The organism is Polaromonas sp. UC242_47 (assembly GCF_044452385.1).
In the GTDB taxonomy this organism is placed as follows: Bacteria; Pseudomonadota; Gammaproteobacteria; order Burkholderiales; family Burkholderiaceae_C; genus Polaromonas.
This window is the reverse complement of record NZ_JBIOAO010000001.1, coordinates 2,984,231-3,003,148: the sequence shown is the minus strand read 5'-3', so window position 1 is coordinate 3,003,148 and position 18,918 is coordinate 2,984,231. Positions and strand designations below refer to the sequence as shown.

At 62.5% G+C, this 18,918-nt stretch carries 19 protein-coding genes, 1 other RNA gene and 1 riboswitch; of the genes, 12 read left to right on the top strand and 8 right to left on the bottom strand.

Annotated features, from left to right (window positions below; all coding sequences use genetic code 11):
- Positions 1-148: 148 nt before the first annotated feature.
- Genes ACHMXK_RS14590 through ACHMXK_RS14580 form a run of 3 tightly spaced genes read right to left on the bottom strand, consistent with a single transcriptional unit; the run spans position 149 to position 2,331 of the window.
- Positions 149-1,159 (bottom strand): 2-dehydropantoate 2-reductase, encoded by a 1,011-nt coding sequence (locus ACHMXK_RS14590; RefSeq protein WP_397441272.1) that lies wholly within the window; start codon positions 1,157-1,159, stop codon positions 149-151.
- 20 nt (positions 1,160-1,179) lie between these two features.
- Positions 1,180-1,947, bottom strand: a complete 768-nt coding sequence (locus ACHMXK_RS14585; protein WP_397441271.1) for a fumarylacetoacetate hydrolase family protein — start codon at positions 1,945-1,947, stop codon at positions 1,180-1,182.
- Positions 1,948-1,956: 9 nt separating this feature from the next.
- Positions 1,957-2,331, bottom strand: a complete 375-nt coding sequence (locus tag ACHMXK_RS14580; RefSeq protein WP_397441270.1) for a hypothetical protein — start codon at positions 2,329-2,331, stop codon at positions 1,957-1,959.
- A gap of 149 nt (positions 2,332-2,480) precedes the next feature.
- On the opposite strand from ACHMXK_RS14580, the gene ACHMXK_RS14575 reads away from it, so the two are divergent.
- Positions 2,481-3,455: a LysR family transcriptional regulator gene (locus ACHMXK_RS14575; protein WP_397441269.1), complete on the top strand. Its 975-nt coding sequence runs from the start codon at positions 2,481-2,483 to the stop codon at positions 3,453-3,455.
- On the opposite strand, the gene ACHMXK_RS14570 is transcribed toward ACHMXK_RS14575, so the two are convergent.
- The 5 genes from ACHMXK_RS14570 to ACHMXK_RS14550 all read right to left on the bottom strand — a co-directional run bounded on the left by ACHMXK_RS14570 (position 3,439) and on the right by ACHMXK_RS14550 (position 6,060).
- Positions 3,439-4,362: a methionyl-tRNA formyltransferase gene (locus tag ACHMXK_RS14570; RefSeq protein ID WP_397441268.1), complete on the bottom strand. Its 924-nt coding sequence runs from the start codon at positions 4,360-4,362 to the stop codon at positions 3,439-3,441. The two genes, ACHMXK_RS14575 and ACHMXK_RS14570, sit on opposite strands and share 17 nt — an antisense overlap.
- 22 nt (positions 4,363-4,384) lie before the next feature.
- Entirely contained in the window at positions 4,385-5,185 is an 801-nt protein-coding gene (locus tag ACHMXK_RS14565; protein WP_397441267.1) for a sulfite exporter TauE/SafE family protein, read from the bottom strand.
- Between the two features lie 34 nt (positions 5,186-5,219).
- A non-coding RNA gene (ssrS, locus tag ACHMXK_RS14560) (6S RNA) lies at positions 5,220-5,399 on the bottom strand.
- A gap of 47 nt (positions 5,400-5,446) precedes the next feature.
- Positions 5,447-5,806 carry a cell division protein ZapA gene (locus ACHMXK_RS14555; RefSeq protein ID WP_397441266.1) on the bottom strand — a complete coding sequence of 120 codons (360 nt, stop codon included), beginning with the start codon at positions 5,804-5,806 and terminating at the stop codon, positions 5,447-5,449.
- The gene (locus ACHMXK_RS14550; protein ID WP_397441265.1) at positions 5,803-6,060 is read right to left on the bottom strand and encodes a DUF904 domain-containing protein; all 258 of its coding nucleotides are present in this window, start codon (positions 6,058-6,060) and stop codon (positions 5,803-5,805) included. The genes ACHMXK_RS14555 and ACHMXK_RS14550 overlap by 4 nt, the downstream gene beginning before the upstream one ends.
- 35 nt (positions 6,061-6,095) lie before the next feature.
- Positions 6,096-6,383, top strand: a riboswitch (cobalamin riboswitch).
- 81 nt (positions 6,384-6,464) lie between these two features.
- Here ACHMXK_RS14550 and ACHMXK_RS14545 point away from each other — a divergent pair.
- From ACHMXK_RS14545 to ACHMXK_RS14495, 11 genes are all read left to right on the top strand, one after another.
- Positions 6,465-8,297, top strand: a complete 1,833-nt coding sequence (locus ACHMXK_RS14545; protein WP_397441264.1) for a TonB-dependent receptor domain-containing protein — start codon at positions 6,465-6,467, stop codon at positions 8,295-8,297.
- Between the two features lie 11 nt (positions 8,298-8,308).
- Positions 8,309-9,655 carry a cobyrinate a,c-diamide synthase gene (locus ACHMXK_RS14540; protein WP_397441263.1) on the top strand — a complete coding sequence of 449 codons (1,347 nt, stop codon included), beginning with the start codon at positions 8,309-8,311 and terminating at the stop codon, positions 9,653-9,655.
- Positions 9,648-10,499 (top strand): cobalamin-binding protein, encoded by an 852-nt coding sequence (locus tag ACHMXK_RS14535; protein WP_397441262.1) that lies wholly within the window; start codon positions 9,648-9,650, stop codon positions 10,497-10,499. The genes ACHMXK_RS14540 and ACHMXK_RS14535 overlap by 8 nt, the downstream gene beginning before the upstream one ends.
- On the top strand, positions 10,492-11,073 hold the full coding sequence (gene cobU, locus ACHMXK_RS14530; protein WP_397441261.1) for a bifunctional adenosylcobinamide kinase/adenosylcobinamide-phosphate guanylyltransferase: 582 nt from the start codon (positions 10,492-10,494) through the stop codon (positions 11,071-11,073). The genes ACHMXK_RS14535 and cobU overlap by 8 nt, the downstream gene beginning before the upstream one ends.
- The gene (locus ACHMXK_RS14525) at positions 11,070-11,939 is read left to right on the top strand and encodes an ABC transporter substrate-binding protein (protein WP_397441260.1); all 870 of its coding nucleotides are present in this window, start codon (positions 11,070-11,072) and stop codon (positions 11,937-11,939) included. The genes cobU and ACHMXK_RS14525 overlap by 4 nt, the downstream gene beginning before the upstream one ends.
- Positions 11,936-12,955, top strand: coding sequence for a FecCD family ABC transporter permease (locus ACHMXK_RS14520; protein WP_397441259.1), 1,020 nt, complete (start codon positions 11,936-11,938; stop codon positions 12,953-12,955). Before ACHMXK_RS14525 ends, ACHMXK_RS14520 begins: the two co-directional genes overlap by 4 nt.
- Complete coding sequence (locus ACHMXK_RS14515; protein WP_397441258.1) at positions 12,955-13,746, top strand: ABC transporter ATP-binding protein; 792 nt, start codon at positions 12,955-12,957, stop codon at positions 13,744-13,746. The genes ACHMXK_RS14520 and ACHMXK_RS14515 overlap by 1 nt, the downstream gene beginning before the upstream one ends.
- A gap of 24 nt (positions 13,747-13,770) precedes the next feature.
- Positions 13,771-14,352, top strand: a complete 582-nt coding sequence (gene cobO, locus ACHMXK_RS14510) for a cob(I)yrinic acid a,c-diamide adenosyltransferase (protein WP_397441257.1) — start codon at positions 13,771-13,773, stop codon at positions 14,350-14,352.
- A gap of 134 nt (positions 14,353-14,486) precedes the next feature.
- A complete protein-coding gene (gene bluB / locus ACHMXK_RS14505; protein ID WP_397441256.1) occupies positions 14,487-15,173 on the top strand; it encodes a 5,6-dimethylbenzimidazole synthase in 687 nt (228 codons plus the stop codon).
- 82 nt (positions 15,174-15,255) lie between these two features.
- Entirely contained in the window at positions 15,256-17,382 is a 2,127-nt protein-coding gene (locus tag ACHMXK_RS14500; protein WP_397441255.1) for a TonB-dependent receptor, read from the top strand.
- Positions 17,383-17,392: 10 nt separating this feature from the next.
- On the top strand, positions 17,393-18,907 hold the full coding sequence (locus ACHMXK_RS14495) for a PepSY domain-containing protein (RefSeq protein WP_397441254.1): 1,515 nt from the start codon (positions 17,393-17,395) through the stop codon (positions 18,905-18,907).
- Positions 18,908-18,918 lie beyond the last annotated feature (11 nt).

Here is an 18,918-nt window from a genome sequence, read left to right as displayed (position 1 = left end):
ACTGTCGGTGGCACCAGTCCTCAACATCAAGGAACCGCGGCATTCTGACTGCTGTCAAGAAGCCGGGTCCGCTTTGCCTGATCTACGGCAGCCCGGTCGAGCTGAAGACGCTGACGTCCGATCAACAAGCCAGGGTGTGGCCGGGGGCTCAGATGGCGGGCTGAAGCCGCAGCTGCCCATGTTCGGCTTCCATGGTTTTGGCAAGCAACTTGACCAGGGCATACACCGTGTCGATGTGGGGCGTGGGTGTCTGCGTGAGGCGCCCGAGTTCCACGACCGATCCCACAAGTGCATCGATCTCCGGCGCCCGGCCGGCTTCGATGTCCTGCAGCATTGAGGTTTTGTGTTTGCCCACCTTCTCCGCACCGGCGATACGTTTTTCCAGCGTCACGCGAAACGCGATGCCCAGCTTGTGGGCCACGGCCTGCGCTTCAAGCATCATGCTGGCCGCCAGTTCGCGTGACAAGGGGTATTGGCAGATATCCAGCAGGGTGGCGTGAGCCAGGCTGCTGATGGGGTTGAAAGTGAGATTGCCCCAGAGCTTGAGCCAGATCTCCGCGCGGATGTTGTCCAGTACCGGGGCCTTGAAGCCGGCCTTGCCAAAATATTCGGAGATACGTGTGACCCGCTCGCTGGTCGTTCCATCCAGTTCACCGACCGGAAAGCGGTCACCTTCAATGTGCCTGACCACGCCGGGTGCCACCAGTTCCGACGCCGGATACACAACGCAGCCTATCACGCGTTGTGGCGGAATTTTTTCCACGAGAAGGCCGCTCGGGTCCACGCTGTGCACCCGGCAGCCTTCATGGGGACCGCCGTGTTTGTGAAAATACCAGTAAGGGATACCGTTCTGCATGGTCACCACCGTGGTGTCTGGCCCGAAAATTTTGGGCAGCTCATCGGCCACCGCTTCCACCTGATGCGCTTTCAGCGCCAGGATCACCATGTCCTGCGGGCCGATTTCGGCATAGTTGTTGCTGGCCTTGACGTTGGCCGCGATGTGTTCGGTGCCGTCGTGCATGATGAGTTTCATTCCATTCTTGCGGATGGCTGCCAGGTTGGCGCCTCGCACCATGAAGGTCACGTCTTCGCCGGCCAGTGCCAGTTTCACGCCTACGTAGCCACCTATGGCGCCGGCCCCAATAATCGCAATTTTCACAGCACTTCTCCCGATAAAATTTATTCGAACCGATTGCTGAGTCTGCCGATGCCGGCAATCTCCACCTCGACGGTGCTTCCCGTTGGCATGGACCCCACCCCGACCGAGGTGCCGCACAGGATGACGTCGCCGGGATACAGGGTGATGTCCTGGGAGATCAGACTCACCAGTTGTTGCACGGAAAAACGCATGTCGCTGATGGGGTAGTCCTGGCGAACCTCGCCGTTGAGCATGGTTTTGACCACCAGCTTCGTCGGATCCAGGCCAGTCGCCACCACCGGGCCAAAAGGGCAGAAAGTATCGAAACCTTTGGCGCGCACCCATTGGGCAAACGAGGCATCGCGGTTCAGGATGTCGGCAACCGTCACGTCGTTGGCACAGGTGTAGCCAAACACGTGATCCAAGGCGTCCCCTTCTGGGACCAGCTTGCAGGCCTTGCCGATGACAATGCCCAACTCGCCTTCGAAGACCACCTTGCCGCCACATGCCGGTTTGCATATGGTGCCGTTCGGGGCCAGGTAGGTGTTGGGCGCCTTGATCAGGTACAGCGGTTCCGCCGGTACGGCCAGCTTGAGTTTCTCGCCCAGCGCCCGGAAATTGTTCCACAAGGCGATGACTTTGCTGGGTTGAACCGGTGTCAACAAGTTGACCTCGGCCAGCGGCATCCAGCGCTCAGTGGGGACGGCACAAGCAAACATGTCGCCCTCGCAGACCCGGATGCGATCGCCTTGCAAGATTCCAAAGTGAATGTTGCTGCCTTCCGAGAAACGCACCCAATGGTTTGGCATTTGGGTCTTTCAGGTCAAAGCAGTCGACGCTGGCCGGTGCGTCGGTGTACTGCTTGATGCGTGCTGTCGTGGGCCATCTGGCGCGCAGCCGTAAGAGTTGCTTATCCAACTGTGCGATGCAGGGCGGGGCCGGTTGGCGACTGTGCTGGTGTGGCAGCGCAACTGGGCAGCTTCGATGGCGTCGATCAGAAAGTCAGCCTCGTAGGCGCGCAGCAGGTGGGCTTGTTCGGTTTCAAGGTAGACACGCACCGCATTCCGGCCATGCGCCTGCAGACGGGCATAGGTCGCGGCATCCCAATACCAGGTCAGGCCGAGTTCCTCGAAAGCGGCGTTGTATGCGTGACGATGGGCTTCGGCCGTTTGGCCGAGCAGGGCGTTGAGCATGGCAGTTCTCCTCTTGGGCTATTGCTCTCAGGGCAAGGGCGGCGCGCGATGCACCGGGCTTGAGCGCAAATGTAGAGAAGAAGAATGATTAGTAATAGTTAAAGTATTTGATAATATGCATAACTGATAGATTATGTATGGAGGGTCCTGTGAAAAATGCGACGCTGCGTCAGCTCAAGGTGTTCGAGGCCGTGGCCCGCAACCTGAGTTTTTCACGCGCTGCCGAAGAGTTGCACCTGACACAACCGGCGGTGTCTATCCAGGTCAAAAAACTGGAAGACCACGCCGGCTTGCCGCTGTTCGAGCAGCTGGGCAAAAAAATCCATCTCACGCCTGCGGGCGAAGAAATGCTTCACTCCAGCCGGATCATCATCCAGCAGTTCAAGGAAGTCGAAGAGGCCATGGCCCAATTCAAAGGTATTTCCAGCGGCAAATTGAACGTGGCGGTGATCAGTGCCGGCGACTATTTTTTTCCGCGCCTGTTGGTGGAATTTGCGCGCTGCCACCCCGGTGTGACCCTGAACTTCGGCGTCTGCAACCGTGAAGAGTTGCTGGACCAGTTGACGGACAACCTCACCGATCTGGCCATCATGGTGCGGCCGCCGCTGGACATGGACACCGAGCACGAACCCTTTGCACCCCATCCCTATGTGGTGGTGGCCGCACCCGACCATCCGCTGGCCACCAAAAAACGCATTCCGCTGTCGCGCCTGGTGCGTGAGCCGTTTGTGGTGCGTGAAAAAGGTTCGGACACCTGGAGCTCCATGGAGGAGGGTTTTGGCGCGCACCTGGCCGAGTTGAACATCGCCATGGCGATCAAGAGCACAGAGACCATCAAGCAAGCCGTGATCGCCGGCATGGGGGTGAGTTTTTTGTCGGCGCACACCATCAGCCGCGAGTTGCAGGTCGGCAGCCTCCGGGTGCTGGATGTCCAGGGCTTTCCACTGATGCTGCACTGGTATGTGGTGCATCGCCGTAACAAACGCCTGACCCCGGTGGCGCAAGCCTTCAAGAGCTTTTTGATGAGTGACGGCGCGGCCCTGATCGAGCAGACCATAGGTTATCGACCCAAGTCGACAGCGTCCGCCAAGGGGCCGCGAGCCAGACTTAGTGGCCTGAAATGAGCAGCTTGCGCTCGCGCGCAAAGTCGGCGGCATTCATTTTTTTGCCGCCTTCGGGGCGCAGTTTCAACACTTCGATCTGCCCGCCATGTGTATTGATCAGGAGGCCGGCCTCCGTGATGGCCGCGATTTCACCGGGCTTGCCACGCACGCCCGAGAAGCCGCGCACCGGATGTTTGTGGCAGTCATAAAGCCAGACACGGGTTCCGTCGAGGACGGTCCAGGCTCCCGGCGCGGGGTTGCAGGCGCGGATCAGGTTGTAGACCTGGTTCAGGTGGTTGGCCCAGTTGATGCGGGACTCTTCTTCGTGGTACCAGCCTTCGTAGCTGGCTTGTGATTCATCTTGCGCCTGTTCTTCGTACCGGTCGGATGTCACCAGGTCGGCCGCTTCTAGCAGGGCCGCCACACCTAGGGGGAACAGCTTGTTGAAGTAGAGCTCACCCAGCGTTTCATCCGGCCCGATGGGACAGGATTTCTGCAAAATAATCGGCCCTTCGTCCAGTCCGTCGGTCGGGCGAAAAATACTGATGCCGCTGTGGGTTTCACCCAGCGCAATCGGCCAGCTGATAGCCGACGGTCCACGGTGCCGCGGCAGCAGGGAGGGGTGAAACTGGATGGTGCCGCAACGCGGAATGTTCACAAACGCCTGCGGTGCGAATTGCACCACATAGGCCATGACGCCGATGTCGGCATTGAGTTCCCGCATGGCGTGTTCGGCGTAGCTGCTCTTCAGGCTGCTGAACTGGAACACCGGCAGGTGCCGCTCCTGGGCCGCCACGCGCAAGGCATCGGGCTTGGCGCCGGCTTTTTCCGGCATGCAGAACACCCCCACCACCTCGTCCCCACGCGCCAAAAAGGCCTCCAGGGTGGCTTTGCCGAATTCCTGTTGGCCGATGAATGCGATTTTCATGGGTGGAGAAGAGTGTTTGTTTTTAGCGCAGCAGGAAGTAGGCTGCCAGCGCGTACAGCACCAGCGCAAATACTTTTCGGAGTGGCCGGATGTCCATGCGGTGGGCGGTGCGTGCGCCAAAAGGCGCGGTGCACATGCTGGCCAGCGAGATGACGATCAGGCCAGGCAGGTAAAGATAACCGATGGCGCCGGGCGGCATTTGCGGCAAACCCTGGCCGGCCCAGATGTAGCCCAGGGTGCCGGCCAGCGCGATCGGGAAACCCAGCGCGGCCGAGGTACCCACGGCATCGTGGATTTTGACGTTGCACCAGGTCATGAAAGGCACAGAGACAAAAGCGCCACCCGCACCGACCAGCGAAGACAACATGCCAATCACGCCGCCCATGCCAAAAGTGCCCAGGGGGCCGGGCAAGGTGCGGCTGGGTTTGGGTTTGCGGTTCAGGAACATTTGCGTGGCGGAAAATGCCACAAAAATCGCGAACAGGATGCTCAGGACTTTGCCCGGCAGGGCCACCGCCAGTTGCGCACCCAGCAGCGAGCCCAGCAGGATGCCGGGTGCCAGCACGCGAACAATGGGCCACAGCACCGCGCCGCGCCGATGATGCGCACGCACCGAGGACATGGAGGTGAAGCAGATGGTGGCCAGCGAGGTGGCCACGGCCATCTTCACTGTGTATTCAGGCGGAAACCCCTTGGCCGAGAGGATGAAGGTCATGAACGGCACCATCAACATGCCGCCGCCTATGCCTAACAGGCCGGCGAGAAAACCGGTGGCGCTGCCCAAGAGCAGGAGTTCGAGAATCAGCAGGGGTTCGAGAAACATGCGGGCCGGGCCGGGCCCGAAAAGAGAACAAAAAAAGGTGTCTGCAAGTGCCACCGGACCGTCATCCTGAACCAGGGTTCAGGTGGGCGAGGGCAGTCAGGCTTCGGGTTCGTCTAACGCGAGACGATCACGCCTGCCTGACAATTTACCAAGCCCGAGCTCAAAGAGCATTGGTACAAGGAAATATAAAGCCCAGTGCGCACTGCAGACCAGATGATTGTAGGCGCTTGCGGCTGGCTTTGCCGGCACCCGTTGTTGCTTTTACAGCAGGCGGCCGTCCACACCCAGCGCGCTGTCCAGGCGTTGCAGCAAGGACGCCAGTTGCGGCTGGGCCGCACCGTCGGTGGACGCCGAAAAACTGGCGGCCTCGGGTTCCGCCGCCGTGGTTTGGCTGGCGCGTGAGGCTTTCAGCGCATTGGCTTCGAGTTCCGACAACTCGAAAGCCAGGTTCAGTGCGGCCAGTACCGCGATACGGTCACGCGCCTTGATTTTTCCGGCGTCGCGGATCTTGCACATGGCCGCGTCGACTTTTTCCACCGCGTCCAGCAAGCGGACATCGCCGCCTTCGGGGCAACCGAGCAGATAACTCTGCCCCATGATTTGGACGTCAAGCTGCTTCATTGGTCTGATCTCGCGGATGTTCTGACGCTGACCGAGCCGAGGGACAGGGTGGAGGATGAGTCCGGCAGCCGCTCGAGCAGCGCGTCAACCCGGGCCCGGGCGGCGCTCAGGCGTGAGCGCAGGGAGTCGCGCTCCTGCGTCAACTCGTGCACCTGCTCGCTGAGCAGGGTATTGGTGCGCTGCAATTCCTCGTAGCGCACCAGGAGCCGCTCGACGCGTTCGGCAATCTGGTCGATTTGGTTTTGATTCGACATGGCAGCCTGATTGTAGGGTTAGCCAGATTTTGGCGCGTAGAATCTCGCCTGTTGGTGCTCGCGGTGTGGTTCACACGCTGCAGTTCAACGGGAAGCAGGAGGAAGTCAAGGCCATCCGGACCGGGTTAGACCCAGTGCGCAAGCGCCGCGACTTTTAACCTGCGCTGCCCCCGCAACGGTAAAACGGACGAATGTTTCCCTGAAATCAACTTCAGGTCGCATTCAGCCCTCATCACAGCCACTGAACGTTTGAACATACGTTTGGGAAGGCGATGAGGACAGTTCCGTCAGCCCGGATACCGGCCAACAAGGTGAACGCGCACGTCTTTCAATGGGCCGAGCGTTTGTAACGCTCAAGTACCGGCGGGGAAGCCGGTGAGGGCATTTTGTTGATTGCTTCCATCATGAAATCTGGTGTTTTTTGTGTGCGCCTTGCCGCACTTCCCTTGGCCCTGGCCGCTGCTTTTCCGGTTTTTTCACAATCCGACACGACCCCTCAGCTGGGCGAGACGGTGGTGTCCGCGACGCGTACGCCTACCCGCGCCGATGAGCTTGTCAGCGATGTGGTGGTGGTGAACCGGGATGCGCTTGAAAAAATGGCGGGAAGGACGCTGCCTGAAATTCTGGCGCGTGTTCCCGGTGTCCAGTTCTCCTCCAACGGCGGCCTGGGGAAAAACAGCAGCATCAATATCCGTGGCACCGAGGCGCGCCATACCATCTTGCTGATTGACGGTGTGCGCTACGGCTCGGCGACATCGGGCACGCCGAACTGGGACAACATTCCGGCGGACATGATTGAGCGCATTGAAATTCTCAAGGGGCCGGCATCCGCCCTCTACGGCAGTGACGCCGTGGGCGGTGTCGTGCAGATATTCCTGCGCAAGGGCGCACAGGGTTTCCGTCCCTATGCCTCGGGAACCTTGGGCAGCAACAGCTACCAGCAGCTCGCGGCGGGGTTTACAGGCGGCTCGGGCGCCGTCAGCTACGCGCTGGGCGTGCAGAAAACGCACGATGGCGGTTTCTCCGCCACCAACCCCCGGGTGGGCGCCAATTACAACCCGGACAACGATGGCTTGGACCAAAACTCGGTGAACGCTTCGGTGGCCTTGCAGATCAACGACGCGTGGAAGGTGGACGCGGGCCTGCTCTATTCAGACAGCGTGAGCCATACGGACGATGGCCCTGGCCGCGACACCCGTTATGCGGGACTCACGACGACGACCCGGGCCGGGGTGGAGGGCCGCGTGCTGCCGGGCTGGAAAACACAGCTGCGCTACAGCCAAAGCGTGGACTCCAACCGGGCCATTGTGGCCGCGCCCACCTTGTTTCCCAGCCTGTTCAAAACAACCCAGGATCAGATCACTTGGCAGAACGATATCGACACGCCCATCGGCGTGGCCCTGGTTGGCGTGGAGCAGTTGACGCAGAAGGTGGACAGCACGACCGTTTACTCCGTCACCCAGCGCACGCTGTCATCGTATTTTCTCGGGCTCAACGGCAGCCAGGGCCGGCACAGCTGGCAGGCCAATTTTCGCAATGACAGCAATTCGCAGTTCGGTAACAACAGCACCGGCTTCGTCGGGTATGGCTTCAGTCTGACGCCGGCCTGGCGGGTGAATGTTTCACACGGCACCAGCTTTGTGGCGCCTACCTTCAATCAGCTTTATTTCCAGAGTTCCTCGTTCAAGGGCAACCCCTTGCTGCAACCCGAACGCGGCGCGAACACGGACATCGGGATCACCTGGAGCGAGGCCGGCCACACCGTAAAGCTGCTTCGGTTTGACAACAAGATTCGCGGTTTCATTGCCAACCCGCTGGCGCCCGTCAATGTGCCGCAGGCGCGGATCGACGGTTACACGCTGGCCTATGACGGCTCATTCGGCGCCCTGACGCTCAGGGCCTCGGCGGACACACTGAACCCGCGCGATGAACTCACCGGGAAACGCCTGCCACGTCGCAGCGCCAACCAGCTCCGACTGGGGGCCGACTATGGCACGGGCGCCTGGCTTTTTGGCGGCTCGGTGCTGAGCGCCGGCGGCAGCTTTAACGATGCCGCCAATCGCCAGCCGCTGGACGGCTACACCACGGCAGACCTGTATGCTGATTACAAGCTGAACAAGGACTGGAAGTTGCAGGCCAAACTCAACAACCTGACCAACAAGCAGTACGAAACCATACTGGGCTACAACCAGCCTGGTCGTGCGGTTTATGTGACCCTGCGGTATCAGCCAAAATAAAGGAGCGCGCCTTGTCTGCTACCCGCTGTCCCGTTGTCCTGATCGCCGCCCCGGCCTCCGGCCAGGGTAAAACCACGGTCGCCTGTGCCCTGGCGCGTCTGCACGCACGCCAGGGCAGTCGCGTGCGAGTGTTCAAGTGTGGTCCGGATTTTTTGGACCCCTACTGGCTCAGTCTGGCCAGCGGCGCACCGGTCTACCAGCTGGACTTGTGGATGACTGGCGAGGCCGACTGCGCGCAGCGTTTGCACGCTGCCGCGCAGGAGGCCGACCTGCTCATTGTTGAAGGCGTCATGGGCCTGTTCGACGGCCAGCCCAGCGCGGCTGACCTGGCGCAGCGTTTTGGCCTGCCGGTGCTGGCGGTCATAGACGCCGGCGCCATGGCCGGCACCTTTGGCGCATTGGCCTGGGGCCTGCAGCATTACCGCGAAGGCCTGCGTTTTGCCGGTGTGCTGGCAAACCGGGTTGCTTCCGACGGCCATGCGCTCATGCTGGAGGAAGGTTTGCGTGACCCGGCGCAATGGCTGGGCGCCTTGATGCGCAGCGCGGCGTTCAGCCTGCCAGAGCGTCACCTGGGCCTGGTGATGTCCGATGAAATCGACGATGCCATGGGCCGGCTGGATGCCGCCGCCGATGCGCTGGCCGGCACCAAACTGGGACAGATGGGGCTGGCCGAATTACAAGCCTGGGCGGTGACTTTCGAGCCGCCGGCTGATACGGCGGGGGCGACCGCGCCTTTGTTGCAGGGCCAGACCATTGCCGTGGCGCGCGACGCGGCCTTTTGTTTTTTATACGCCGCCAATCTGGATTGTTTGCGTGCGCTAGGGGCGGAACTGGTGTTTTTCTCGCCGCTGGCGGACGCCGCCGTACCCACCTGCGACGCACTCTGGCTGCCGGGCGGTTATCCGGAATTACACGCCGAGACACTGGCGGCCAACAGCGCCATGGCCAGCAGTATCCGAGCCCATGTGTCGGCCGGCAAACCGGTCTGGGCCGAGTGTGGCGGCATGATGGCTTTGTTTGAACAACTCAGCACCGTGGATGGCGTCAGCCACCCGATGTGGGGGGTCTTGCCCGGCAGCGTGACCCTGCAAAAACGCCTGGCGGCGCTGGGGCCGCAGCAGCTTGAGGTGGACGGCGGGACTTTGCGCGGCCATGCTTTTCATTACTCCACCTGTCTCACGCCGCTGCCGGTGGCCGCACGCACCCAGGCGGCGCCCGGCCGCAAATTACGCGGCGAGGGGGAGGCCTTGTATGTGGCGGGGCCAAGCGGCGCGGTACAGGCCAGCTATTTCCACGCCTGGTTTGCATCGAATCCGGCGGCTGCCGCGCAGCTTTTCCTGAAAGATGGCCATGACTGAATCCCTCAAAGACTGGCGCAGCCTGGCTGCCGCCCAGGGCATAGCGGGGTATGGCCCGCAACGCATCGTCTGCCTGACCGAAGAGCCCACCGAGTGGTTGTATTTACTGGGCGAGGAGAGGCGCATTGTGGGCATCTCGGGTTACACCGTGCGCCCGCCACGTGCGCGTGAGGAAAAACCCAAGGTCAGCGCTTTTTTGAGCGCCAAGATCGACAAGATTGTGGAGCTGCGGCCGGACTGCGTGATTGGTTTTTCCGACCTGCAGGCCGACATTGCGTCGCAGCTGGTCAAAAAAGGCATCCAGGTCACCATCTTCAACCAGCGCAGCGTGGCTGAGATCTTTTCGATGCTGTACCAGCTTGCCGCCATGGTCGGCCAGGAGGCGCGTGGCCTGGCGCTGATGCAGGGCATGCAGCAGCGCCTGCTGGAAATCGAGCAAGCGGCCGCAAGCCTCAAACGCCGGCCGCGTGTGTTTTTTGAAGAGTGGTACGACCCGCACATCAGCGCCATAGCCTGGGTGTCCGAAGTCATCGGTATTGCCGGTGGCGACGACTGTTTCCCCGAGTTGGCCTGCCAGGCCATGGGCAAGGACCGCATCATCGCCGACGGCGGCGAGATCGTCAGGCGCAACCCCGACATCATTTTCGGCTCCTGGTGCGGCCGCAAATTCAGGCCCGACCATGTGCGGGCCAGAGCCGGCTGGGACAACGTCAACGCCGTCCAAAACGACCAGCTGTTTGAAATCAAGTCCGCCGAAATTTTGCAACCCGGCCCGGCCGCACTGACGGACGGCGTCGAACAAATCCACCGCATCATCATGGACTGGAATAAACACTATGGCTGAAGTTGCCCGCAGCGAACTGATCCTGGGTGGTCAGAGAAGCGGCAAGTCGCGCCGTGCCGAAACACTGGCGCAGGGCTGGTTGATGCAATCGCCGCAGCACCGGGCCGTGCTGATTGCCACGGCCCAGCCCTGGGACGAGGAGATGCGCGCGCGTATTCTGCGTCACCAGCAGGACCGCGCCGAACGGGTGCCGGGCATGGCCACGGTCGAGGAGCCGCTACAGCTGGCGCAAGCGATCCGCCAACACAGCCGCAGCGACACCTTGATCGTCGTCGACTGCCTGACCTTGTGGCTGACCAATTGGCTCATGCCGGCCGAAAGTTCAGAGTCAAATCAGGCTCCAGCCCAGTACCCACAAGCGCAAGCAGCTATGCTTTTGGAAGCGATTGAAGCTTGCCCCGGGCCGCTGGTGCTGGTCGGCAACGAGATCGGGCTCGGCGTGATTCCCATGGGCCGTGAGACCCGGGACTTTGTGGATGCGTTGGGCCGGCTGAACCAGGCTGTGGCGCAGGCCTGTGCGCGGGTCACCTTCATGGCCGCCGGTTTGCCTTTGACCTTGAAAGGCCAGCCATGAAACGCAGCACGGCCTTGTTCCTGTTCTTGTGTGTCACCTTGTTGGGGCCGGCCCGCGCCCTGCAGGTGACGGACGACCGCGGCGTAAGCGTCACCTTTGCGCAAAGTCCGCAGCGTATTGTCAGCCTGCTGCCGTCGCTGACCGAAGGTGTTTGCGCGCTGGAGCAATGCCAGCGCATCGTGGGGGTGGACCGTTATTCCAACTACCCGGCCAGCGTGCGGCGTTTGCCGGTGATGGGCGGCGGGCTGGACCCAAACATCGAAGGCATTGTGGCGCTCAAGCCTGACGTGGTGTTGCTGGCGGTGTCTTCACGCGCCAGCCAGCGCCTGGAGTCGCTGGGCATCAAGGTGGTGGCGCTGGAGCCCAAAAGCCATGCCGACGTGCGGCGTGTGCTCTCGGTGCTGGGCGTGTTGCTGGACGTGCCGGAAGACGTGGGCGCGACACGCCTGTGGCGCATCATCGACAGCAGTGTCTCGGCCGCGGCCCAGTCGCTGTCGCCGAAAGCGCGCAATGTGCGTGTTTATTTTGAAGTCAGCCGCGGGCCGTATGCGGCGGGCGAGTCGTCGTTTATCGGCGAAACCCTGGCACGCCTGGGTGTCAAAAACGTGGTGCCGGCTTCGTTAGGGCCTTTTCCCCGCCTTAACCCCGAGTTTGTGGTGCGCGCCAACCCGGACGTGATCATGGTGGGCAACCGCAGCATGCAGGCCCTGGTTGCCTACCCGGGTTGGTCCAGCATCAAGGCGGTGAAAGAGCAGCGTATTTGTGTCTTCGGCGTGGACGAGTCCGACGTGGTGGTGCGGCCCGGCCCGCGCATGGCCGAGGCCGCGCGCCTCATGGCCAAGTGCCTGGAAGACAAAGCGCGATGAGTCTTCACTTCAGCCATCAACAGAGCAAGGCCTTTGTACTGGCGGCCGGTTTGCTGATCGCCAGTGTGTTGCTGCTGTTGCTGGGCATCAGTGTGGGCAGCACCGGTTTTGAAAGTGTGCTGAACATGGGCCGTGATCCCCAAGCGCAACAAATTATTTGGGAGATTCGCCTGCCGCGCACCGCCGGTGCCTGGCTGGCCGGCGCCTTGCTGGGGCTGGCCGGCGCGGTGGCGCAAGGCCTGTTTCGCAACCCGCTGGCCGACCCTTATCTGCTGGGCAGTGCCTCAGGCGCCTCGCTGGGCGTGGCCCTGGCCATGGCGCTGTTTGGCGTGTCGCCGCTGGCGACCCATTGGCTGGCACGTATAGGCCTCACCGGTGCGGCGTTTATCGGTGCCGTGTTGGCCGTGTTGTTGACCCTGCTGCTGGCCAAAGGCGTGCAGCACACCTTGCGCCTGTTGCTGGCCGGCGTGATTGTCGGTGTGGTGCTGGGCGCGCTCAGTTCGCTGATCCTGCTGCTGACGCCCGACATCATGCAGGCCATGCAGTCCTTCATGTTGGGCAGCACGGCCTTTGTCGGCTGGACTGCCTGCGCGGTGATGGCTGCGGTGTTTCTCGCCAGCGTGATCGCGGCCTGGATGATGAGCCATGTGCTGGACGGTCTGGCCCTGGGCGAAGCCACGGCACAAAGCCTGGGCCTGCGCCTGCCGCAAATGCGGGCCGCGCTGGTGGCGGTGTTGGCCCTGAGCACCGGCACGGCCGTGGCGCAAACCGGGCTGATCGCATTTGTCGGCCTGGCCGCGCCGCACCTGGTGCGTTCGGTGGTCAAGACCACCCACGGCCGGCTGATTGTGTTGTCCAGCCTGATGGGCGCGGTCTTGCTGGTGGCCGCCGACATCCTGGCGCGCTGGCTGATTGCGCCGCAGGAATTGCCTGTGGGGGTGTTGACCGCCGTGCTGGGCGGCAGTTATCTGTTGTGGCTGATGCACCGCCAGACCGGGCGGGGGGCAGGGCTGTGATGTCACCAACTTCTCCACTTGCTACGCATTCGATAGCTATTGACGCCCGTGGGATAAGGGCCAGGCTAGGAAATGTTGAGGTTTTACACGGCATTTCGCTCCAGCTGCCGCTGGCGCGCTGGACCAGTGTTGTTGGCCCCAACGGTGCCGGCAAATCCACCTTGCTCAAGGTGCTGGCCGGTTTGTTGCCGCACAGCGGCGAGGTGGCCTTGCTCGGGCAGTCGCTTCACAGCCTGCGTGCCCGCGAGCGCGCGCAGCAGTTGTCCTGGCTGGGCCAGAACGAAAGTTCGGCCGACGACCTGACCGCCTACGATGTGGCCATGTTGGGCCGTTTGCCGCACCAGCCCTGGCTGGCGCCGCCCAGTGACTACGACCATGCCGCGGTGGAACGGGCTTTGCGCGCGACCCAGGCCTGGGACTGGCGTGACCGGGCGTTGGGCCAGCTTTCGGGCGGCGAGCGCCAGCGCGTGTTGCTGGCGCGCGCGTTGGCGGTCGAGGCCCAGGTCTTGCTGATGGATGAACCGCTGGCCAACCTCGACCCGCCGCACCAGGCCGACTGGCTGCGCATGGCGCGCGAGCTGGTCTCCAGCGGCAAAACCGTGGTCAGCGTCCTGCACGAAATTTCTTTTGCGTTGCAGGCCGACGAGCTGGTGGTGATGGCCGCAGGCCGCGTGACTCACCAGGGCGCTTGCAGCGACAGCACCACCCACCGCGCCCTCGAAGAGGTGTTTGACCAGCGTGTCGCCGTGCACCAACTGGCCGGCCAGTGGCTGGCCTTGCCAAAAATATAGAGATAGCTTTCCGAAAGACGCCTTATGCAAATCGAAACCCCACCGACCGTCAAACCTTACGACAAACCCGAAGGGGAACGCCGCGGCCTGGTCATCGTCAACACTGGTGACGGCAAGGGCAAAAGCACCGCCGCCTTCGGCCTGGCCCTGCGCGCCCAGGGCCGCCACCATGTGCACGGCAAGGCCGTGAAAATATTCCAGTTCATGAAAGTGCCGACAGCGCGTTTTGGCGAACACCGCATGTTCGAGCAACTCGGCATCCCTATCGAAGGCCTGGGCGATGGTTTCAGCTGGAAAAGCCAGGACCTGGAACATTCGGCCCAGTTGGCCCGCAACGGTTGGGAAAAGGCCAAGGCGGCGATCCTGAGCGGCGAGAACTTCATGGTGGTGCTGGACGAACTGACTTACCCGCTGATTTACGGCTGGATGCCGCTGGACGATGTGTTGCAGACCTTGAAGGACAGGCCGAAAGACGTGCATGTGGTGATCACCGGCCGGCGTTGCCCGCCCGAGATCATCGAACTGGCCGACACGGTCACGGAGATGACAAAAGTCAAACACGCGTTCAACGCAGGCATACCAGCACAGCGCGGCATCGAAGATTAGAAGATGCGAATAAATCTACTACGCCCACCGATCTCGCACCTGCGGTCCTCGCCGTACGTGTGTACGGCTGCTGTCCTCGATGCGACCTCGGCGCGCTCGCTGCGATTTCTTCACACCTTCTAAGTACGGTGGATATGAGCGATTCACCTTCTGGCCACGCCTTTTCCGCGTCCGACATTGCCGCGGTGTACCGCGCGATTTTCGAACGCCGCGACATGCGGCATTTTTCCGGCGGCGAGGTGGCGCCCGAGGTGATGCAGCGCCTGCTGCAGGCGGCGCACCACGCGCCCAGTGTCGGTTTCATGCAGCCCTGGCGGTTTGTGCGTATCGCGCAGCCGGCCTTGCGCCAGCAGTTGCATGCCCTGGTCGAGGCCGAGCGGGTCCTGACCGCACGTGCGCTGGGTCAGCGTGAAGACCAATTCATGCGGCTCAAGGTCGAGGGCCTGCTCAGCGCGGCGGAAGTCTGGGTTGTGGCCCTGGCCGACGGGCGCGAGAAACATGTGTTTGGCCGCCGCACCATGCCGCAGATGGATCTGGCCTCCGCCGCCTGCGCGATCCAGAACCTCTGGCTGGCGGCCCGCGCCGAAGGTCTGGGCATGGGCTGGGTGTCGCTGTTTGAGCCGGCGGCCGTGGCGGCCTTGTTGCAAATGCCGGCCGGTGCCGAACCGATCGCCGTCTTGTGTCTCGGGCCGGTGAGCGGCTTTTACGAAGCGCCCATGTTGCAGCAGGAACGCTGGGCCCAGCGTTGTGCGCTGGACGATCTGATTTTTGAAAACTGCTGGGGCCAGTCCATGACGCCGGCTTTACCCGGGAAAAGCTGAGCAGCCCGTCCGCATGGGTGCAGCCGTGCGGACCAGCCACCTTGGCGAATTGAAACAACTTGCCTTTCAGAAAAGGAATGGAATGAATCCGTCTGTCATCTGCATTGCCACCAGCGCGCTGATCCTGAGTCTGCACACTCCCGCGCAAAGCGCTGACTTGCCCATGGTGCATGTCACCGACACCGGCCTGGCGCCCAACAGCAGCCTGGGCCTGGATGTGCCCAGCGCCACCGGCTCACGCCTGGGCTTGACGCCACGCGACACGCCCGCCAGCATCAGCAGCATCAGCGCGGCCGATCTGGAAGAGCGCAACATCACCCGTGTGCAGGATGCCGTCAAACGTCTGCCGGGCTTCACCGACAGCGCTTCGGCCGGCAACGGTGGCACCGGCCTCACGGCGCGGGGTTTTTCCGGCCACAACTCGGTGGCGCAAATGATTGACGGTACACGCCTGGTGGTGGGTTCCGGCACCGTGACCTTTCCGTTTTCGACCTGGCCTTACGAAGCGATAGAAGCCTTGCGTGGCCCGGCTTCGGTCTTGTATGGCGACGGCAGCATAGGCGCGGCGGTCAACTACATCACCAAACAGCCCTTGCGTGACCGCCGCGAACACGAGGCCTTTTTCTCCCTGGGCTCTCACGGCACGGTGATGAGCGGCGTGGGTTCACGCGGGCCTATCAACGACTCACTGGCTTATTCGGCCTATGTCAGTGGCGAAAAAAGCAATGGCTTTCGCGAGGACAACGCCTATTCGCGCCAGAACTATTCGCTGGCCTTGCTGATCCAGCCCAACAGTGCGCTGAAGATCACCTTGTCTGCCGACGGCGCGCGCAACAACGACGCGACCTACCAGGGCACGCCGCTGATCAACGGCCAGCTCGACGATCGCCTGCGCCGCACCAGCTTCAATGTGCAGGACGCGCTGGTCAAGTACGACGACCAGTGGCTGCGTGCCAAGGTCGAGTTCCAGGCCAGCGACAGCATCAAGCTGCGCAATGAAACGTATGTGCTCAGCAGCGACCGGCATTGGCGCAACACGGAAAGTTATACCTATGTGCCGGCCACTGGCCGTGTCACACGCGGCGACTACCTGGAAATCCAGCATGACCTGCGACAGACCGGCAACCGTTTTGACGCCACCTTCGACGGCACGCTGGCCGGTATGAAAAACCGTTTTGTGGCTGGCTTTGATGTGTCGCGGGTGGATTTCCTGCATAGCAACAACAACGGAAATACGGCCAGCAGCACGGTGAATCCATTCAATGTGCTGCCCGGCAACTTCATCAGCACGGTGGCCACCGTGCCGGGGCGCCAGAGCAATCTCGACAGCACCGCATTTTTTGCCGAAAACGTGCTGGACCTGACGCAGCAATGGAAGCTGGTGGCCGGCTTGCGCCAGGATCACATGACCCTGGACTCCACCGACCTGCGCACCCGGGTGGCGGGCAGCAAGCGTTATTCGCCGTTGACCGGTCGCCTGGGCGCGGTCTGGCGTGCCAGCACAGAGCTGTCGCTGTATGGCCAGTATGCGACCGGCACCGACCCGCTCAGTGGCTCGCTGAGTTTGCCGGCCAACCTGACGCATGACCTGACCAAGGGGAAACAGATCGAGTTCGGTGCCAAAGGCGACTTGCCTTCGGTGCGCGGCGAATGGACGGCCTCGGTGTACCGCATCGAAAAACGCAACATCCTGTCGCGTGACGCCCTCAACCCGCTGCTCACGCAGCAGGTCGGCCAGCAGTCGTCCACCGGTGTGGAACTGGCGCTGGCGATGGAGCCGGTGCGCGGCTGGAGTGTGGACGCCAACCTGGCGATGCTGCGTGCGCGTTATGACAACTTCAATGAGCTGGTGGGTGCGGCGCTGGTCTCGCGCAACGGCAACACACCTGTCAATGTGCCGGAGCGCACCGCCAACCTCTGGACCAGTTACCGTTTTGCGCCGAAGTGGCAGGCCGGTGTGGGTCTGCAATATGTAGGCGTACGCGCAGCCAACACGGCCAACACGTTGACCCTGCCGGCCTACACCACGGTGGATGCCTTGCTGCGTTACGAGGTCTCGCGCAACCTGAACCTGGCCTTGTCGGTCAGCAACCTCAGCGACAAGGACTACGCGATTTCAGGCAGCGCCAACGCCGCAGGCACGGCCAACACACGCTGGTTGCTGGGTGCGCCGCGCACCGTTTACCTCACGGCCCGCGTGAAGCTCTGAGCGGCTGGCCATGTCGTTTCATCTCAAGCGGGCGATGCACAAGAGCCTGATTTTTCTGCACAAGTGGCTGGGTGTCAGCTTGGCGCTGCTGTTCCTGATGTGGTTCCTCAGCGGCCTGGTCTTGTATTACGTGCCTTTCCCTGGCCTGAGCCAAGCCGAACGTCTGGCCGGCCAGGCGCCTTTGCAACTGCCGTCCGGCTGCTGCCTGACGGCGCAGCAGGCCACGGACAAAGCCGGACTGACGGCCAGCGAAGCCAGGTTAGGCATGTTCGGTGCGCTGCCGGTCTGGCGTGTGCTGGCCAAAGACGGGCAGGGCGGTGCGCCACTGTGGCGCGCGATCGACGCGCGCAACGGGCAACTGCTGGCACCGCTGCCGGCCGAAGCTGCCGCAGCCGTGGCCGAAGCCTTCAGCGGCCGGCGTGCCGTACACAGCGAGCTGCTGGAGCGTGACCAGTGGACCGTGCCGCAAGGCCTGAACCCCTACCGCCCCTTGCTGCGTGTGGCGCTGGACGGACCGGACGGCCTGGAGCTGTATGTCTCGCCGGCCGCGGCCGAGGTGGTGCGTGACACACGCCGTGCCGAACGTTTCTGGAACTGGCTGGGCGCCGTGCCGCACTGGCTTTATTTCACCGAGCTGCGCCAATACCCCAAGACCTGGCGCAACGTGGTGGTCTGGCTGTCGATTCCGGGTGTGGTGCTGGCCGTGACCGGCCTCGTGCTGGGCACGTGGCATTTGTTTCTCAACCGCGCACGCTGGATTCCCTATCGCCAATTCTGGATGCGCTGGCACCACATCAGCGGCCTGGTGGCGGCAATTTTCACGCTGACCTGGATGTTTTCCGGCCTGCTGTCGATGAACCCGTTTGGTGTGTTTTCGCCGCGTGCCGCGCCAGCGGTAGAACGTATGGCCTGGACCGGCCCCAAGGCGGCTGTCACCTTGAACCCGGCGCAGGCCCTGGCTGCGGCGCCTGGCGTGCAGGCGCGGGAGATGGACGTGGTGCAGGTGGCGGGGCAGGCCTGGTACCGGCTGCGCGGCGTGGCTGAACAAACGCTGGTTCGGGCCGATGGTGTGGGCGCGTCCGTTCCGCAGGCCGCATTGCCGGAGGAGACCGTGCAAGCAGCGCTGCGTGCCCTGCGGCCGGGCGCCGTGACCATCACCCGGCTCACGGCCTACGACGACATGTATTACGCCCGCGAACTGAATGCCAACACGCCTTATGCACGGCCCTTGCCGGTCTGGCGGGCGCAGTGGGCCGACGGTGTGAGTGTTTATGCCGATCCGGCGTCCAGCCGGCTGCTGCTGCGTGCCGATGCCTCCAACCGCTGGCAACGCGTGCTTTACAACGGCCTGCACAGTTTTGACTTTGCGCCGCTGATGGCGCGGCCCTGGCTGCAGGGCAGCCTCATCGTGCTTTTGTCGCTGCTGGGCACGGCGCTGTGTGTCACCTCCTGCGTGATTGCCTGGCGGGTGTTGGTGCCGCGCAAACGTAAACGTATGCATGGACGCGCTGCGCGCCCCGCTTGAATTCCCCTTAT

What these genes read in the sequence shown, in the direction of transcription:
- ACHMXK_RS14495 (WP_397441254.1), top strand. Translation starts at nt 17,393, where the DNA reads ATGTCGTTTCATCTCAAGCGGGCGATGCACAAGAGCCTGATTTTTCTG.
- cobO (WP_397441257.1), top strand. Translation starts at nt 13,771, where the DNA reads ATGCAAATCGAAACCCCACCGACCGTCAAACCTTACGACAAACCCGAA.
- ACHMXK_RS14550 (WP_397441265.1), bottom strand. Translation starts at nt 6,060, where the DNA reads ATGTCGAATCAAAACCAAATCGACCAGATTGCCGAACGCGTCGAGCGG.
- bluB (WP_397441256.1), top strand. Translation starts at nt 14,487, where the DNA reads ATGAGCGATTCACCTTCTGGCCACGCCTTTTCCGCGTCCGACATTGCC.
- ACHMXK_RS14515 (WP_397441258.1), top strand. Translation starts at nt 12,955, where the DNA reads ATGTCACCAACTTCTCCACTTGCTACGCATTCGATAGCTATTGACGCC.
- ACHMXK_RS14520 (WP_397441259.1), top strand. Translation starts at nt 11,936, where the DNA reads ATGAGTCTTCACTTCAGCCATCAACAGAGCAAGGCCTTTGTACTGGCG.
- cobU (WP_397441261.1), top strand. Translation starts at nt 10,492, where the DNA reads ATGGCTGAAGTTGCCCGCAGCGAACTGATCCTGGGTGGTCAGAGAAGC.
- ACHMXK_RS14535 (WP_397441262.1), top strand. Translation starts at nt 9,648, where the DNA reads ATGACTGAATCCCTCAAAGACTGGCGCAGCCTGGCTGCCGCCCAGGGC.
- ACHMXK_RS14555 (WP_397441266.1), bottom strand. Translation starts at nt 5,806, where the DNA reads ATGAAGCAGCTTGACGTCCAAATCATGGGGCAGAGTTATCTGCTCGGT.
- ACHMXK_RS14545 (WP_397441264.1), top strand. Translation starts at nt 6,465, where the DNA reads ATGAAATCTGGTGTTTTTTGTGTGCGCCTTGCCGCACTTCCCTTGGCC.
- ACHMXK_RS14565 (WP_397441267.1), bottom strand. Translation starts at nt 5,185, where the DNA reads ATGTTTCTCGAACCCCTGCTGATTCTCGAACTCCTGCTCTTGGGCAGC.
- ACHMXK_RS14580 (WP_397441270.1), bottom strand. Translation starts at nt 2,331, where the DNA reads ATGCTCAACGCCCTGCTCGGCCAAACGGCCGAAGCCCATCGTCACGCA.
- ACHMXK_RS14500 (WP_397441255.1), top strand. Translation starts at nt 15,256, where the DNA reads ATGAATCCGTCTGTCATCTGCATTGCCACCAGCGCGCTGATCCTGAGT.
- ACHMXK_RS14570 (WP_397441268.1), bottom strand. Translation starts at nt 4,362, where the DNA reads ATGAAAATCGCATTCATCGGCCAACAGGAATTCGGCAAAGCCACCCTG.
- ACHMXK_RS14585 (WP_397441271.1), bottom strand. Translation starts at nt 1,947, where the DNA reads ATGCCAAACCATTGGGTGCGTTTCTCGGAAGGCAGCAACATTCACTTT.
- ACHMXK_RS14525 (WP_397441260.1), top strand. Translation starts at nt 11,070, where the DNA reads ATGAAACGCAGCACGGCCTTGTTCCTGTTCTTGTGTGTCACCTTGTTG.